The sequence below is a fragment of the Bacteroides sp. AF39-11AC genome, from assembly GCF_003474285.1.
Taxonomy (GTDB): domain Bacteria; phylum Bacteroidota; class Bacteroidia; order Bacteroidales; family Bacteroidaceae; genus Bacteroides.
On sequence record NZ_QROH01000004.1, the window covers coordinates 569,857 to 586,198 of the forward strand.

The following is a 16,342-nucleotide window of genomic DNA, read 5'->3' on the forward strand; positions in this document are numbered from 1 at the left end:
TGATTGGCTTTAATCCAGGTTGATAAGAGAATTTTATGTCATCAGTTGCTGCCACCCGTATGTTGGCGGTTGTAGGCTCTGGTTGTGACGGAAATATTTCCATATTTCTTGCCCGAAACTGAGCGTTTCAGTGCAGAAACCGTATAAGTGGTTGCAGACTGTGTACCACTGATGCTTAGTGCCGTTCCTACGGATAAGGTTACATTGATAGGATAGTTTTTCTCAATCGTTGTGACACTTGCGCCTGCCAGACGGGCCAGAATTTCGATCAGATATGCGGTAAGTTTGGTTGTTCCGGAGGAGGTAATTTCCGTACCCACCTTATATTGATAAGAAGAAGTGCCTACAGCCATATCGCCGCTACCATACAGATTGTCAAAAGTGTTTGGATTGAATGTTAAAACTTCGCTGGATGTCTTGGTTGTAATACTTGCGTTCAGGAACAGGGAGTAGGATGTGAAAGAGTCTGCTGTCACGGAAATTGTTCCTTCATTAACCTCAAACGGAGCATTTACCCATAAACCGTTGACCAGCTTCTTGGCAGAAACGCTGCCTGTTATTTCAGCATCCACATTATATGTCAGGGTCATCGGTGTAGAAAGGGTGGCTGATGCATTAGAGCACTTCAGGTTTGTTCCTACCAGAAGTACGGATTCTTCACTTGCCCGTGTAGATCTGGATTTAGCGGCATCGTTTATGCTATAAATCGGAGTTATTGTAATAGTCGCGGTTTTGTCTGATACGGCATTCTCCGGCACTGTTACGGTAATCTCAATTTTTGCCTTCTCATTACCTTTCACGGTTTCGGTCTCCACTTTGGCTTCGCCCACACCGTCTTCATTAGTGGTTATGGTTATACCTTCGTTGGCAAGAGTGGCATTCCAGAGGACAATGCTTCCCTTTTCACTGTTTTCCACACTTACGCTCTCTTCTTTGGCAATTTTGCCGTTGGCTTCCGCTTTCAGAGTGTGACTTCCTGCTTTTACGTTTTCAAAGGCATACGTTCCGTCGGCAGAGGTTTTTAAAGTTGTGGTTCCGTCCATTGTGACGGTAGCTCCATTGATACCTTCTCCACTGACACCTGTAATCACACCACTGATACTGTTGGTAACGGGCACTTCCGGCGGCGTTACGTTTTCGTAGTCCGGATCATCGTCTTTACAGTTTGCCATACCTACAGCGAGGAAGGCAACAAGGAGCATAAAGGCTCCCTTCTTTACAAATTTTTCCATAAAATAAAAGTTTAATGATATTGATGATGAAAAATAAATAACTATCACAATAGATTCATACAGAAGCAAATGCCTCCGGTGAAATATCTTCCGTCCTGTAAGGAAGATTGTAGCAGCAGATGCTTCCACAACTTCCAGTCGAAGCCTACATTTACCTCATTACCGGTATACTCTGCTATCAGTCGCAAGTTTTTTTGGAAAGAAGGTTGAAAAGTGATGCCACCAACAGGTCCGTTCCACTTGCTATTGTAGCTGCGCTTCCATTTGCGGTAAGCCAGATGGATGCCTACAACTTGGTTTTGTAGAGAGAAATGTTTGGTGGCGGCAATGTAGAAGTTGCAGAAGTATTGGCTCAACCCGTCACCGTTTACTGTCTTATCATTTTCTTTCCCGGTTCCTGTCCGGCTGCTTGTGCCATATGGGTCATTGGAGCCGATGGCAATGCTGGGCCACCATTTGTTTTCTTTTAGCGGCTGTATCTTGATGGAGAAGTATCGGTCTTTGAAGCGCAGTCGGGGTGCCCCCTCTAGCACTTGTCCGTCAATGTTTATCGCCTTACCCTTTTGTAGAGTGCAGGTATATCCTATTTCCATCCACGAGAAAGGAGTTATACTCAGATAGTGGCTTAAAGTGTTGTATTTTCCTCCATAGTTGAAGCCTCGGTCCGGAGTGAAGTTCTTGTTCAGAAAGTGCGCTCCAATGCGGATCTCTCCGGCTTTATCCATATCCGCACTCGGCACATGAATCAATCCGCTCATGCCCGTATATTGCTGAGCATGGATTTGCTTTATGCTTCCTGTCAGAAACAGGAAACTTAGTATCATCAGCATAGTAGTGCGTTTCATCGTCTGCCTCCTTTCTTGATTGTAAAGTCCGGTGCCATTCGGTTGGCTCCCCATTGCAGGAGGTTTCGGTCGAAGTTACCTTCGCGTTCATTCTCTTCCGGATCCGTGGTGTACATTTTCACTGCATAAGGCAATCCATGAATATCGTATGTCAGCCTGAAGTTCGATGCCGGGCGTACCATCACCTTACGTGCTTTCCGCTTATAGGGTGGAATCATCATCACTACCTTGAAACCACCGTCTTCCTTGCCCTTGTTGCTATACTGTGCGTATACTCCTACCGTGCAATGCTTGAAGTGGCGCATTGCTTCAGCCATTACGCCATAGTCCTCATACAGGTATCTTCCTCCGTGCAGTCGTAACTCTGTGTTCACTTTTTCTAAATATACATTCATACCGATCTGTCCAGTCACTCTCTTCATCTTGCTACATTCCCAGTCTACGGCCATCGAGCAGAAGCCCGTCAGCCCTACCTGTGCATCCAGTGCCAACCATCGGTTCACGGGATACATCCATTTCACATCCAGTCCATACCGTTCTCGACCGAACAGACCTCCGCTTACCTTCAAGAACTGGCTACCACTCCAGTTCCACTCTTTCGACAGCACTGCCAGGTTCAGGCGGACTTTCTTGTAGCGGTCACCATAATCGTTATAAACAGGAACTATTGCCTGCCCCGCCAACTGCCATCGGTCACCGATGTGCCATTTCACACCGGGTGTCAAGTTTACCAACACATCATACATCTTCGTGTAAAAGATGTCTCGATAGTGAAGTTCCGCACCTGCAAAGATTTCTACTTTTGGACCGGGCATCTCTTGCGAAAGAATCGTCATGGACGGCAGTAACAGCAAGGCTGCCATCCACAAGCGTCCCCTTTTCCCGATTAATAATTTGTTGTTAGAGTTCAACATCTTTATATAATGCTTCGTATTGTTGGGATATATGCTTCCATGTATACCGTCTTTCCGCAATTTCTTTCAGCGGTTCTCCGTTTTCCTCTGTTCCGCGCAGCAGCTCTACCAATTGTTTGCTGTTTCCAAAGTAGCAGGCCTTGTTTTCGGTAGTTTCTCGGTTGTAGATCACATCGTATGCCAAAATGGGCTTGCCGAAAAACATGGCTTCCACTAATGATGGATTTGTACCTCCGGCGCTATGACCATGAATATAGATTCTCGCATTGTTTCTTAATGTATATAGTACATCAAGAGTATATACAGCGTTTAACATACAAATATTCGGATATTTGGAGTATTTCCTCTGCAACTCCTTTCCGTATGTACTATATTTCCAGTTACCTATAAACACCAGTTTCTGTCCCACTTCCGCAAATGCCTCGAGCGTAATGTGACAATTGTTTTCAGGCTCAATGCGACAAATAGAAATGGCATATTCCTTTTTTGTAAGCCCGTATTTTTCTAATATTTCGTTTTGTCTCATCATTGGCACATCCCTTAATACATGATTTCCGCCGTAAGCTATCAGTTCCGAATGCTTGTGGTAGGTATCTGTCACATAGTCCTGAATTCCTTTGTTATCGGTAATCACTACATCCGCATAGCGTACTGCCATTGCTTCACTTGTTCGCAGAAACCATCTGGCAAACTTGCTCCATTTGGCCCTCCGGTGTTCCAATCCGTCAATGTTCACTATCAGTTGCTTACGATACAATAGCCTGAAGATGGGTAGGAAAATGCAGCCCGACACGCCTAATATGACTACGGCATCGTAACCTCGCAAACATTTAAGCATCGACAGAATATCATAAGGAGTGCTTTGTATCCCATTAGCATGGAATAGCGGGATGTACTTCAGTTGTGCTTCCTTGTAGGTTTTCATGCGTGTGGCATAATCCTTACCACTACAAAAAACGGTATAACGGACTTCGGAGCAACAGTTATCACCGATAATGTTCTCCACTAAAGTCTCAAAACCGCCATATTTCGCAGGCACTCCTTGGATGCCTACAATAGCTACTTGTTTCATAAAAATAGAAGGATTATTTATGATAAGGAATTATACCCTTGTAAAGTCTGCCTTGCTGTGTCTTCCCATTTATAATTTTCCTGAATTCTTTCAAGAAGTTTTTCATCGAAAGGCGCTTTATAAGCCTGTTCGACTGCGTCACGTATAGAGGTTAAATCATCCGGTTCGCAATAGAAGGCAGAATCTTTAAAGTAATCTTCCGTATCACCTTTTTTGGTCACCACTATATTAGTGTGCATTATTCCAGCTTCCAAAGAAGATAATCCGGGTGTTTCCATCCAAGAAGCCAATATATGTACCTTTGCTAACTTATAGAATTGAGGTAATTTCTCATGTTCTATCTGTCCTAAAAAGAATGTATTTGAATTTGCTTCTTCTTGACACTTCTCATAGTATCTCTTGAAATTGGCTCCGGCTTTCCCTATAAATACGAATTTATAAGGCAGGTCTTTGCAAGCTCGAATAATATTCAACTGATTTTTTCTACCTTCTATGCGTGATACGCAAAGCACGCAATCTCTATATTGCTTCAGTTCCGGTGATAATTGGATTTTGTTGTAATCGAACTTGTTTATATCTACAGCGTTGGCTACTGCCACATAATTATACTTCTTTAAATTGAAATCCTTAGCTACCCGCAGCATTTCCGAGTCGGAATTAGGCAGAAATACATCTACCATTTTTATAATCTTCTTCTGCAATCTCTTATGTCCATTCAATAGATAAATGGCTGTACCCTTATTGAATTCAAGGTTCAAGACCGCACGGGCAATTACTTTCAAATATTCAATTTGTGTAATTGAAAGAAGATTGTTCATCACCTGTAATATTCCACCACGGGCTTTTTTCTCGTATTCTTCGTATGGCCCATAAATAGTGGATAAGGCAACTTTTTTCCCATACTTCTTGGCGTTCTTCACTTGGAGATACAACTCTTGCGGACGCATTAAGTTAAAGACATGAACAATATCATACTCTGAAACATCGGGTGCCAGTTCCAGCGACACATCTACCTTTATGCCCAACTTTTCCAAGTATTCTTTCGTTTTCATTATTTGTGTGGTATCTCCGCCAGGCACACTATAGAGTGTTTTGCGTGATTGAAAAAGTACATTCATTTATTTTTCGGTTAAGAAGTTTAGGATACGTGAGCAGGCCAAACCGTCTCCATAAGGATTCACAGCCATATTCATTTGTTTGTAATAATTTTTATCATCGAGTAAAGTAGACACTTCATTTACTATTTTTAGATAGTTTGTGCCTACCAATTTTACCGTACCTGCATCAAGTGCTTCGGGACGTTCCGTAGTATTGCGCATTACTAATACGGGCTTGCCAAGTCCGGGAGCTTCTTCTTGAATGCCCCCGCTATCAGTGAGTACAATGTGCGACTTCTCCATCAGATAAACAAATGAAAGATATTCGAGCGGTTCGATGAAGAACATATTGTCGATGTTTGATAAGTTCTCTCCAAAAACTTCATGGATAGGTTTGCGAACATTCGGATTCAAGTGCATGGGATAAACAAAATCCACATCAGGATATTTTTCGGCAAGATGCTTGATTGCATTACATATATTAATAAACCCATCACCGAAGTTTTCACGGCGATGTCCGGTAATCAGCACCAGTTTCTTACCTCCATTCAGACGTTTCACATCATAACCGGAATTTATTAAGATGCCTTCCAATTCTTTATTCAACACCCTGTCGTTTTTGATTTTATCTACTACCCAGTAGAGTGCATCAATCACGGTATTGCCTGTGATGGCAATAGTATTTTCTTTCACTCCTTCATTAAGTAGGTTCTGACGGCTCAATGGGGTGGGTGAAAAATTATAAGTGGCAATGCGGCTGGTGATAAGACGATTCATTTCTTCAGGCCATGGACTATAAATATCATGTGTACGCAGGCCCGCTTCTACATGCCCGACAGGAATCTGTTGATAAAATGCAGCTAATGCAGCAGCGGTTGATGTTGTAGTATCACCATGTACTAATACCACATCGGGCTTTGCATCTTTCAATACATCTCTCATGCCCAGCAAAACACGGCTTGTTATATCATACAAGTCCTGACCCTGCTTCATAATATTAAGATCATAATTAGGATGAATCTCGAAGATCTGAAGTACTTGGTCTAACATTTCACGATGTTGTCCCGTTACACAAACTATTGTCTTTATCTCTTGCGAGTGTTTTTGGAACTCTTTCACAAGTGGAGCCATTTTTATTGCTTCGGGGCGAGTGCCGAAGACAAGCATTATTCTGTTTATCATATTGTTGTTATTTATCTATTTTCAAGGTAAAAGTTGTGCAATTAGATTTATCCACAACTCAAAATATTTTATCATAGAACTGCTATACACACCATTTTCTCTTTTAATATAGTGTGCTACAATACCGAGCAGGTAGCACAAATAGGCAAAGTCCATTTGATTACCGTCGCAAAGTTCTTTTATATCGTTTTTATGTTGTTGAAAAAGCTTCCAAATGCCATCAGCGTCCAGATGCCTTTCGAAAATGGCGGTTTGGGTAAAGAAATGGAAGTAATCCAAATAAGGCGGATAGGAGCGTTTGGCATATTCAAAGTCAAAAGCATACAGGCTTCCTTTTTCCACATAAATATTCCATGGAGTAAAGTCGGCGTGGTAAAAAGAGAAATTCACCTCTTTGTTGGTATAAGAATTCAAAACTTTGCTTACACCGTTCACAATAGATTTTGTATCAAATCCTTGCAGATTATTCATCTCTTCACAGAGCAAACATAAGTCCCGGTAATAATCTGTTTTTTCAAAAGGGATATGTAACTTTGTCTTTTCGTGCAGTTCTTTTATGAATGCCGTTTCTCTTGCACCCCATCGGTGGTCGGTTGATGAATGTCGCGTTTTGGTCGTGGTTTGCACAAATATAGTTATACCGTTTCTCCACTCTCCATTATACAAACAGTGAGGAACAGATTTTACTCCCTTTTGTCCTAAATAATCCAGTGTTTCTTTTTCTCGTTGGAAGATATGCTTTATTTCATTGTTGTCACTGAATTTGGCATACCCTAATATGTGTGTACCCTTGCTTATCTGCATTGTTATTTTTTGATGCACGCAAGGCGTACCGCAAAAAATGGAAAACTCTACATTATCAGAACTGAATAGTTGGCACAATAATCCGTTCAATTCGGGCATTAATTCATATCGTTCCCTCTCTGCTCCGACCGTTTTGTTAACTATATCTGCCCAATGAAGGTAAGGAAATAAAGCTTTCATCCCTTTTCCCTTTATTCCACTGGGCTGATAAAGGTTCATGGCCGTTTGCATGTGTTTCGCAGGCATCATCCACCGCTTACCGTCGGCATTCGAAAAGGTGTAAAAAGTATTACCTCCATCCTGTTTTAGGATGGAAGACAATAAATATTCTATGTTCATTTGGGTTTATCGTTTACTGTCCAATTCGGCAAAGAGTCTTTCCATAAACAGTCCTTTTGCTTCCCAATTGAATACCTCTTTTATGCGTTTTCTCCCGGCATCACCCATTCGTTTCCTTAGTTCTGGATTTTCAATCAATTTTATAATGGCTGCTGCCATATCCTTTGGCATTTGCTCCGGATTGGTAACAGGGAGGCGGATGGCACACGAATCATCTGTTGTTACAGCCATCCCAGCCCAATTTAAGCATATAACAGGTAAACCGATTGCCATCGCTTCCATTAAAGACCAACTTCCGCCTTCTCTTAGACTTGGGAATAGAAATATATCTGAATGTTCTACTAATTCCAATACTTTTTGGCGTGGCAATTCGTCGTATATTTTAACGTAATCTTTCCAGTCGTTCTTTTCAATCTCTTTTAAAATCTCTTTTTTCTGATAGCCGGATCCAATGATAGAAAGGTTTACTTTTTGCGTGTTGCTAATATGCTTTAATGCCCGAACTGCTGTGAGAATGTTTTTATTAGGCAATAGTCTCCCAGACGTTATTAATCTAATTTCATCATCTTCCCTATCTTTTTTCTTGAGCTCAAAAACTGCATCTTCCATTGCTGTTTCCAAAATGACTTTTGTTTTTTTTCTAAAGCATTTAGGGATAACAGTAGCTGAGTTTGGGGTTCTGGTTAAAATAGCTTTAGCTCGCATAGATGGGATAAGGATAAATGGATTGAGTATAGAAAGAGTACTCATTGTATAGCGTGCAGATTGTATGACGCGCTGTTTTAAAGGTAATACTTTAAGAAAAGATTTAGGTTCGCAATCCCCACCTCCGACAGGTCCCCAAATAAATGGGATTCTGAATAAAGGTAAAAATGTGGGCATCCACATACTACCGAACGTCAGGTGCATAGTGTAGTCAATTTTTTCACTTTTGACTATGTTCCTTACAACAGAAATAATACCCAACTGCCAACAGAAATAGTAGAAATAAAGACCTTTTGCCTTTTTCTTCATATTCTTTATTAAGTTGGGAGTGTCATAGTAATGAAATACGATATTTTTCTCTACATCTTTAGGTAGATGTGCTTCTATAAGTTCTTGATTATTAGCGCGGGTGATAACGTGCAAAAGGTTGTGTTTAGCCATTTGTAAGACCCAATTCCAGCCCACGCCCGCTTCTGAACCCTTTAATGGCTCACATCCATATGCAGATACTAATATCGTTTTCATTCCTTATTCAAGTGATTTGAGTTTATTATCGTTGATTGCTTTTTTAGTCCGATTGTAGCGAGCAAAAGAAGATAATTCAATGATTATAAACTATATTTTTGAGTATTAAAATATTTGAATATATTATTGCAATTTATTGGTTGTTAAATCAAATGCAAGTTTTATAGCATCTTTAGCTATTTCTTCAGGAGTTTTCATTGCATCCAATATGTGGAAATATTTACCTGATACAGCTAACCGATGTAAGGATTTCAATTGGTGATTGATTTCATCAATGGTTAATTCTTGCTTTCGTTTATGAATGGTTTCTGCATCTGCTTCTAAAATAAATACAATATCAGGTTTTTTTGTCAGTTTTGCGAACATCATTCTTAGTCGAAATGGTAAATTTATTCGTGTCCTTTCCGGATCCGATATAAAATCATAGATGTATCTGTCAAAGATGGTTATTTTGTCAAATTGAGCATTTTTGCGAAGGATAAGAGGTACGCCGACAACATAGTCTAACCAATAGTAAGTCATGCGCAATAATGAGCTAAGTTTTCCAGTGGGTTTGGCACGATGTGGATTCGTAAAATCTTTATCCTGTTTCATAACTCCGGCTTTCTCACCGGCAGCTCCCAAATTTGGCAATATATTCGGTCTAAAATGGTACGTATCCAGTAAATCATTAGCAGCACACACATAGTAAAACCCCAATTCATTACCGAAATGCTCAATAAACGTAGTCTTACCTGTACCATCGGGAGCATGAACAGAAATCATCGTGTTATATCTGTTCAAGTTCAGCAATAATCTGCACACTTTTTCCCATAAGAAATCAGCCACATTGTATATCGAAAACAGAGGGTGTTTAATCAACAAACGAAATTTTGATTGGTGAGAAAAATGCTTCCCTTTCTTTGCAATTTCTTTATATCTTCCAGCTGCAAGCAATGTAACCATTTCATTAGCAGCGGATACTCCTAAAATATCTTTTAGCAGTACTGCAAAATCATCTTTTTCAGCTTGGAATGTTTTTGCGATACTTTTGGCATACTTTTCCTTTATAGAGTGATAACAGATTGTACTGTGCAGTAGCAACACTACATTGCCCATTAAATCATCAAGCACCTGAATTCCATTGTCATTCTTTTGGGAATGCGCATATAACACGTCAAATGGAAACATTTCAAATCCCTTGTGTAAAAAGCCTTCCAATAAATCAATATGGATGGCAAAACGAGTATCTGGATTCATGCCATACCAACAACGCAAGCGTTCAAATTTGTGAACTTTGTAATGGCTGACTCCATGCTTTTTGTAACACGATTGTATGATTCGTGCAGAGTCACGGTACCTACTTGGCTCAATTACTATATCCACATCTTTTGAATGGTTTTCATATGGCAATCCATCATCGTTCTTTAAGATTACATAACGGATGCCATGAAAAGCCAGACCATCCAGAAAATCCTTCAAGAGCGAAGCATGGCGTTCGTCCCATTCTACACGTGCTTCCAGAAAGTTAAACTCATTATTCATCTTTATAGTTTTTGGGGAGTTCCTGCTATGCGCTTATAGTTCTTTATCATATTCTCAACAATACTACTCCAGTGCAATTCTTTCTCACACACCAACCGTGCGTTAGTTCCCAACATTTTCATTTCGTCAGGCTTGTTTAGAAAATATTCAATGGAACGAGAGATGTCTTGGGCATAAGGTTCACACATCAAATAGAAGGGTTCATTGCTCAGATACTTCATATTGCAACCTGCTGTGAGTATCATTGGCATTCCGCAAGCCATTGCATCAATAATTGACATTGAAAAGCCTTCACTATCCGATGCCATAATATATCCGTCAGAACTAAGCATGGCGTTGTACTTGTCATCTTTGTAAAGCGGACCGATCCAATAGAAATTATCACTTACACCAAGCTCTTTAGCCAATGCCTCAAAACGAGCGGCATTGCCTTTATTATCGGGGCCAATAAGCACAAACGCCAAATTCTTCTTTCGATTGTCTGGCAACATGCTGATGGAGCGGATGATTAAATCAATATTCTTATCGCTTCTCAGTACGGATATCATGGTGAGAATCTTTTTATTATGAAACGGATAGTCTTTGAAGAAATCAGGGTTTGCCCTTTCTGCGGACGGCATGTCACCCGGCTCATATCCATTGTAAGCCACAAAGCTTTTTCCGGTATATCCATATTTGCGTAGCCCGGTACCCTCTTCTCTTGTTAGAATATGACACTCGTCTGCCATGTTCAAATACTTTAGTTCAAATAGCCAACGGGCTATTTTTCTTTTGCCCGTAAAAGCATGGGGGTTGGAATACGTTCCGTGAGTGGTTATTACGGAACGTATTCCAAAACGATGCAACGCATCCATAATTATATTCTTGTCATAAAACCAAATGAGATGGAAATGCACAATATCAATGCTTTCTTTTTCTACTTCAAGACGTTTGATAATATCATGCCCTCCCCATGGTTTGACACGAGGAAAGCACTCTACTGTAACAAACTCATCTCGTTTATAGGATGAATGTTTATTCTGTCCATCTACAATTGCCCATATTTGGCTATCGATGCCAGCCAACTTTTCATATTTATTCAGATAATAAACCACACGGCTTATGCCATTTGCACTGGCAGGATTAGCCTTACCATGAACGATATGTATTACTTTCATAACTTTCGTTTTTTTTAGATTTCCCGATGAGAAACGGGAACTTATGATTCAAAAGATATATTATTGGCAAATGACAAATCAAGACCATAACGGTCATTGGAAATGCCAAAAGCATTGAATAATCATGTGTAGGTATGTGAAACACTACTTTCGTTATTTCTTTAATTAATTGCTGAATAGGAGAATGAAGCCCTAACACTACAGAAGTTCCCTCTCCAATTGTTAATATGTGTTTGTTTCTTGGTGTAAACATTGACATACCGATCACAAAGAAAAATCCAAAGATAGCTGCCAAGTACATCAGTATCATGTTATTACCATATCCGGCTCCACTAAACTCAACATGACCATTAAGATTAGTGATTAAAAGACACATAAGCGCACAACACAAAGAAACAGCAATGTTTACAAGCATTTTGCTCTCTTTTAGCCGTGCTATAACATTTGTCTTAGTCTTTAATAAATACCCAAAAACAAACAATGGAAACGCCATCAATGCTGTGTCAACTCTGGCATAAGGGGGATAATTATTCTCCTTGAAGAAAAAGTATCCAGTCAAGCAAACGATTGTTGTAATAGTCAACGATTTAACACTACATCTATATCTCTTAGGAATATAAAACAAGAGCTTAACTATGAATAATGCGACAAAGAACCATGACGGACCATTGGTATGAAAAGCAAAACTTGTAGTTTTAACAGTGAACAATCCTATTAAGGGTTTCATAATGAACTCAAACCAACCATCATAAGGGTGATTGTATGGGTGAGCCCAGATGACAAACATACCAAAAGGCAATGTCAAAAGATAGAACACTATATAAGGAACCAGCAACGCCTTTGCATTCTTTTTCAAGTAAGGAAGGAACTGCTCTTGCTTAGCAGACGAAAAGTATCCGGAAAGGATAAAAAACAAGGGCATGTGGAATGAGTATATAAAATCAAATACTCCATCATTCGCCAACGCATTATGCCCAAGCACCATAAGAAATATACCGATAACCTTAGCATTATCAGCCCAAATTTCTCGCATAGTCTTTTATTGTAACGTATTTATATGATAAAAATAAGGCCAGTGTAAACCATATAATCTGAACATTCAGGCCTCCATAGAAAAAGCATAGGAATAGCCAAAAAAAGCAACTCATCACCATATCGTTACGTAAGAAACATATAAATAAGGTAAAGCTCCAGAAAATGATTGCAGAAAAAATGCCAAAATTATACCATATACTAAAAGAACCTGCTCCGCAATCGACAGATGGTAATGGCGTTAATCCGGCATCAGCATCAACTCCCTTTCCAAACAAACCGTCTTTAGTAAAAATAGTTACTTTTTTAGCTCCATGAAGTGTAGGAACGATTCTAATTGCAGCACTTAAATCTTTCTTTATTAGTTGTTTCTCATCGAAATCGGCTATAGCCACAACAAAATCCGCTGTTCGCTTGGCTGTATCATTGGTAGATATTACATATATAATAGCCGGTGTTAACAATAATCCGACTATAAATAAAGATATTACCTGCTTCTTTGGAATGAATCTCAAAAGTAAAATAAACAATAGCAAGAAACCGGTACCACTCCCCATAGTAAAGATAGGGTATAAAAATGCAGCTATTACCTTTTTATTTACTTGTGATAAAAGTTCTTTTATATCCTTTATATTCGTAATATACATCTGAATGTTAATATAGAAAAACATTAGTAGTGTCTGTACACGAGCGGTGTGTGATGGTTCAGCCATCAATGAATTAAGTTTCCATGGTTCTCTAGGGTTATAATTGGCCAAATTAAATATCGGTAGTCCTGTAAGAACGCAAAACTGCTGTATCATCAGGGTGATACAATAGGCATATAGTAGCCATTTTATTAACTTTGCAAAATCATCCGCTCTATAGTCGCTAAAAGACAGTACCCGCGCAAATGACATAAAAAACATGCAGAAGAGACAACTGTACATAAGTGTAGACCACCGTAATGTCTCTGGATGAAACACCACAGTGAAGATGATCATCATTAAACAAATGCTAATGAGAGGAATGTCTATTTTGGGCAGGATGACCGGATATTTTATAAAAAAATATGGAGAGAAGCACATCGCCCCAATCAATAGTAAATTCTTATTGCCTTCACCTAATGCGAATGCAGGTGCCACTGCCAACAAGATAATGAAAATATTGACCAGCGTGTTGGGCGATTTTATAAATGGAAACATATCTTCTTATAAAAAAGTTTCTGCAATGATTTGGATAGTAAAAGTATTTTTAATGAGAATCCACTATAGCCACTGTATTTGGATAGATAATATTCTCTTGAAGAGAACAGTTTTAATAAATTATTAGCTGGATTTCCTTTTTCACTTTTTACATGACGATGTATTGCATAAGCATCTTTCAGATAGTACATCTTTCTTTTATTTAATTGCAACTGTTTTGCCAATATACTCTCTTCACTATAAAGAAATACACCCTCATCAAAGAAATCAATATGTTCTATAAAATTCATTCGTACCATCAAACAACATCCTGATATTTTCTCACAATATCCGGTTTTAGAATAATCTTCCAAGAACCAATCTCCCTTGCGATGATAACGCAAATACGTAATAGGCCATAATAACTCTTCTTGATATGTACTCTCACGCAGCGGATTCTGATGGCGTCCTTCCGGAGTCACAATATCACTTCCACACACCACAATCTCTTCATCCTCTTCCATTTTTTCCACCATCCTTATCACATAATCCTCTTGTGGGAACTCCATGTCCGGATTGGCTATCAAGGCATACTTATAACCTTTTTGGGCTGCATAACGCAGACCTATATTGTTGCCCGCATTGTAGCCACGATTCTCATGATTTTCTATCAGCGTACATTGCTGTTCACTGCACAGTTCACGCAAAGCTTTCACATCGTCTTCGCATGAGCAATTGTCTACAATGATAATCTCTATTTCTACATTCTGTTGACGATTTAGAAACGATACACACTTACAACAGTCTAAAGCGGAATTATAGTTAAGTAATATTATTGCGACTTTCATTTATGTATAAATCTGTAAATTATTGACTTTGTAAACATTACGTATGAACTGTTTTTAGCGATATAAAACAATGCAAAATGGCTGTATAGTAGCGTTAATGCAAAACCTTCAAAAAACTTTGTCCATATAAGATGGCTGGAAAGTGAAAGTAAATAATATCCAAAAAGTAAGGGGAGGAAAGCCCCTAAATGTTTTATTATATCTATAACAAAATTCATGTTTTTGTATTTCTGTCTGACAAAGAATAAGGCTGCTGCCATCACAGCAAGCTCACTAATGAACCACACAATAGATGAACCTACACTTTGTAATCTTGAAACAAGGCATAAGTTTAAAATAATACTGCATGAAGCACCAATAACGGAATTTATAAAAACCTGCTTGTCTGCACGTGCTGGCATCAGTATTTGGATAATCAAAATTTGTTCCAGGCCAATTACCAACATTAAAGGCATAACAAGTCTCATTGGGAATACAGCCCCTTCATATCCTGAACCTGCTATTAAATAAATAAACTCTTCTGCATAGAATTCTGAGAAAATGATACAAGGAAAAACAAAGGCGAAAAGGAGATTCAAAGATTGCTGTGTCATCCGTTTAACCCCATCAGCGTTATTCAAAACCATCAGTGCGCTAATTCTAGGCATCATAACCAATGTAAACGATGAATATAAAGCCAAGATAATATTCTGAATTTTTGTTGCTGTAGTATAATAGCCCACTTGAGTATCGCCACACATCATTCCTAAATACACAGTATTGAAAGTTGTGTAGAGAGAAGTTAAAATCAATTGAGAACCTAAAAATAGTAAAGGTTTTATATGTAACTTGATTTTGTTTAAGGGCTGGAACGAAAAGTGCACAAATCGAAGCCCATAATTCCAGTTAATGATGCCATTAGCAATAATCATTCCAGAATGGATAGTGAAATATGTTGCATAATCATCGGTGTCATGTACAAACAAGAAAATAGAGACTACGTAAGCCGTTCGTACAAATAATGTCCTAATAGTGATATATTTGAAATTTTCTAACCCACGAAATAGCCATTCCACAGCAAGGGTACCAAATACTAACTGAGACGCACCTATATATAGTAATTTTTTATAGGGGTGGAATTGGGGTATCAGCTCTATTGCTCCAACATATAAGACAAGTACAACAAAAGTAAAAATAGCATTCAGAGTAAACAGTTCAGAGAAAGTTTTGCTTATTTTTATCTTATCTCCGTTACACTTGGCAATTTCACGTACGCCCAATGTTGTAATTCCCAACATACTGAACAGTGAAAAGTATTGCACTAGGCTTTGTGCTAAATTACAAATTCCAATATTTGTTACCCCAAGAACACGTGCCACATAAGGATAAGTGATAAATTGGAAGATATACAAGGAGGTCGTTAGAAAACTACTATATAGTATATTTTTTTTTAACCCCATAGTCTCAATGATTTGTTTGACTTCCGCGTAAAGTGAAAGAATAGTATTGTAGCGATAGAAGCCCAGCAAAGTGAAATCAAAAAACAGAATCCACCCAATAACTGTTCACTACCGGTCATTGTAAGTATGCGAACAAACTTAATGGCAATCTCTTTCAAAGAATAGCTTGCATCGTAAATATATAAGTATGCAAATACATTATGTAATAATAGAAATATCACTGACCATTTGATAAAAGGATAATAAGAACCTTTTATTTTTCTCCATAATCCTGTTTTCAAATTAGTCAGATATTTATCGTTCAATAGATAACCACTTATAAAGAAAAAGCAAGGCATATGGAACATATATATAAAGCGACGCAAATAGTCGGGGCATCCACTATGCCCTATCACCATCAAAATGATGCAAATAGCCTTTGCAATATCTAATGCGCAGTTTCTTTTTTGTTCCATTTGTATTCT

General features: G+C 38.8%; 15 protein-coding genes. All 15 read right to left on the minus strand.

Going from position 1 to position 16,342, the window contains the following annotated elements:
- Window positions 1–41: 41 nt before the first annotated feature.
- Complete coding sequence (locus tag DW036_RS10645) at window positions 42–1,232, minus strand: carboxypeptidase-like regulatory domain-containing protein (protein WP_118464073.1); 1,191 nt, start codon at window positions 1,230–1,232, stop codon at window positions 42–44.
- A 44-nt stretch (window positions 1,233–1,276) separates the two neighbouring features.
- Window positions 1,277–2,062 (minus strand): YjbH domain-containing protein, encoded by a 786-nt coding sequence (locus DW036_RS10650; RefSeq protein ID WP_369906352.1) that lies wholly within the window; start codon window positions 2,060–2,062, stop codon window positions 1,277–1,279.
- Window positions 2,063–2,073: 11 nt separating this feature from the next.
- Window positions 2,074–2,913 (minus strand): YjbH domain-containing protein, encoded by an 840-nt coding sequence (locus tag DW036_RS10655; RefSeq protein WP_369906354.1) that lies wholly within the window; start codon window positions 2,911–2,913, stop codon window positions 2,074–2,076.
- Window positions 2,914–2,977: 64 nt separating this feature from the next.
- On the minus strand, window positions 2,978–4,063 hold the full coding sequence (locus tag DW036_RS10660; protein ID WP_118464082.1) for a DUF1972 domain-containing protein: 1,086 nt from the start codon (window positions 4,061–4,063) through the stop codon (window positions 2,978–2,980).
- A gap of 17 nt (window positions 4,064–4,080) precedes the next feature.
- Window positions 4,081–5,181, minus strand: a complete 1,101-nt coding sequence (locus DW036_RS10665) for a glycosyltransferase family 4 protein (protein WP_118464085.1) — start codon at window positions 5,179–5,181, stop codon at window positions 4,081–4,083.
- Window positions 5,182–6,339, minus strand: coding sequence for a non-hydrolyzing UDP-N-acetylglucosamine 2-epimerase (gene wecB / locus DW036_RS10670; RefSeq protein ID WP_118464308.1), 1,158 nt, complete (start codon window positions 6,337–6,339; stop codon window positions 5,182–5,184). It abuts the gene before it with no gap.
- A 24-nt stretch (window positions 6,340–6,363) separates the two neighbouring features.
- Window positions 6,364–7,485 (minus strand): hypothetical protein, encoded by a 1,122-nt coding sequence (locus tag DW036_RS10675; RefSeq protein WP_118464088.1) that lies wholly within the window; start codon window positions 7,483–7,485, stop codon window positions 6,364–6,366.
- A gap of 6 nt (window positions 7,486–7,491) precedes the next feature.
- Entirely contained in the window at window positions 7,492–8,715 is a 1,224-nt protein-coding gene (locus tag DW036_RS10680) for a glycosyltransferase family 4 protein (RefSeq protein WP_118464091.1), read from the minus strand.
- A gap of 123 nt (window positions 8,716–8,838) precedes the next feature.
- Window positions 8,839–10,239 carry a hypothetical protein gene (locus DW036_RS10685; protein ID WP_118464094.1) on the minus strand — a complete coding sequence of 467 codons (1,401 nt, stop codon included), beginning with the start codon at window positions 10,237–10,239 and terminating at the stop codon, window positions 8,839–8,841.
- A 2-nt stretch (window positions 10,240–10,241) separates the two neighbouring features.
- The gene (locus DW036_RS10690; RefSeq protein ID WP_118464097.1) at window positions 10,242–11,396 is read right to left on the minus strand and encodes a glycosyltransferase family 4 protein; all 1,155 of its coding nucleotides are present in this window, start codon (window positions 11,394–11,396) and stop codon (window positions 10,242–10,244) included.
- Window positions 11,368–12,429 (minus strand): acyltransferase family protein, encoded by a 1,062-nt coding sequence (locus DW036_RS10695; RefSeq protein WP_118464099.1) that lies wholly within the window; start codon window positions 12,427–12,429, stop codon window positions 11,368–11,370. Before DW036_RS10695 ends, DW036_RS10690 begins: the two co-directional genes overlap by 29 nt.
- Window positions 12,410–13,612, minus strand: coding sequence for a hypothetical protein (locus tag DW036_RS10700; RefSeq protein ID WP_118464102.1), 1,203 nt, complete (start codon window positions 13,610–13,612; stop codon window positions 12,410–12,412). The genes DW036_RS10695 and DW036_RS10700 overlap by 20 nt, the downstream gene beginning before the upstream one ends.
- Window positions 13,597–14,439 carry a glycosyltransferase gene (locus DW036_RS10705; RefSeq protein WP_118464105.1) on the minus strand — a complete coding sequence of 281 codons (843 nt, stop codon included), beginning with the start codon at window positions 14,437–14,439 and terminating at the stop codon, window positions 13,597–13,599. The genes DW036_RS10700 and DW036_RS10705 overlap by 16 nt, the downstream gene beginning before the upstream one ends.
- On the minus strand, window positions 14,436–15,878 hold the full coding sequence (locus tag DW036_RS10710) for a flippase (protein ID WP_118464108.1): 1,443 nt from the start codon (window positions 15,876–15,878) through the stop codon (window positions 14,436–14,438). Before DW036_RS10710 ends, DW036_RS10705 begins: the two co-directional genes overlap by 4 nt.
- A complete protein-coding gene (locus DW036_RS10715; protein ID WP_158585959.1) occupies window positions 15,869–16,333 on the minus strand; it encodes an acyltransferase family protein in 465 nt (154 codons plus the stop codon). Before DW036_RS10715 ends, DW036_RS10710 begins: the two co-directional genes overlap by 10 nt.
- Window positions 16,334–16,342: the final 9 nt, after the last annotated feature.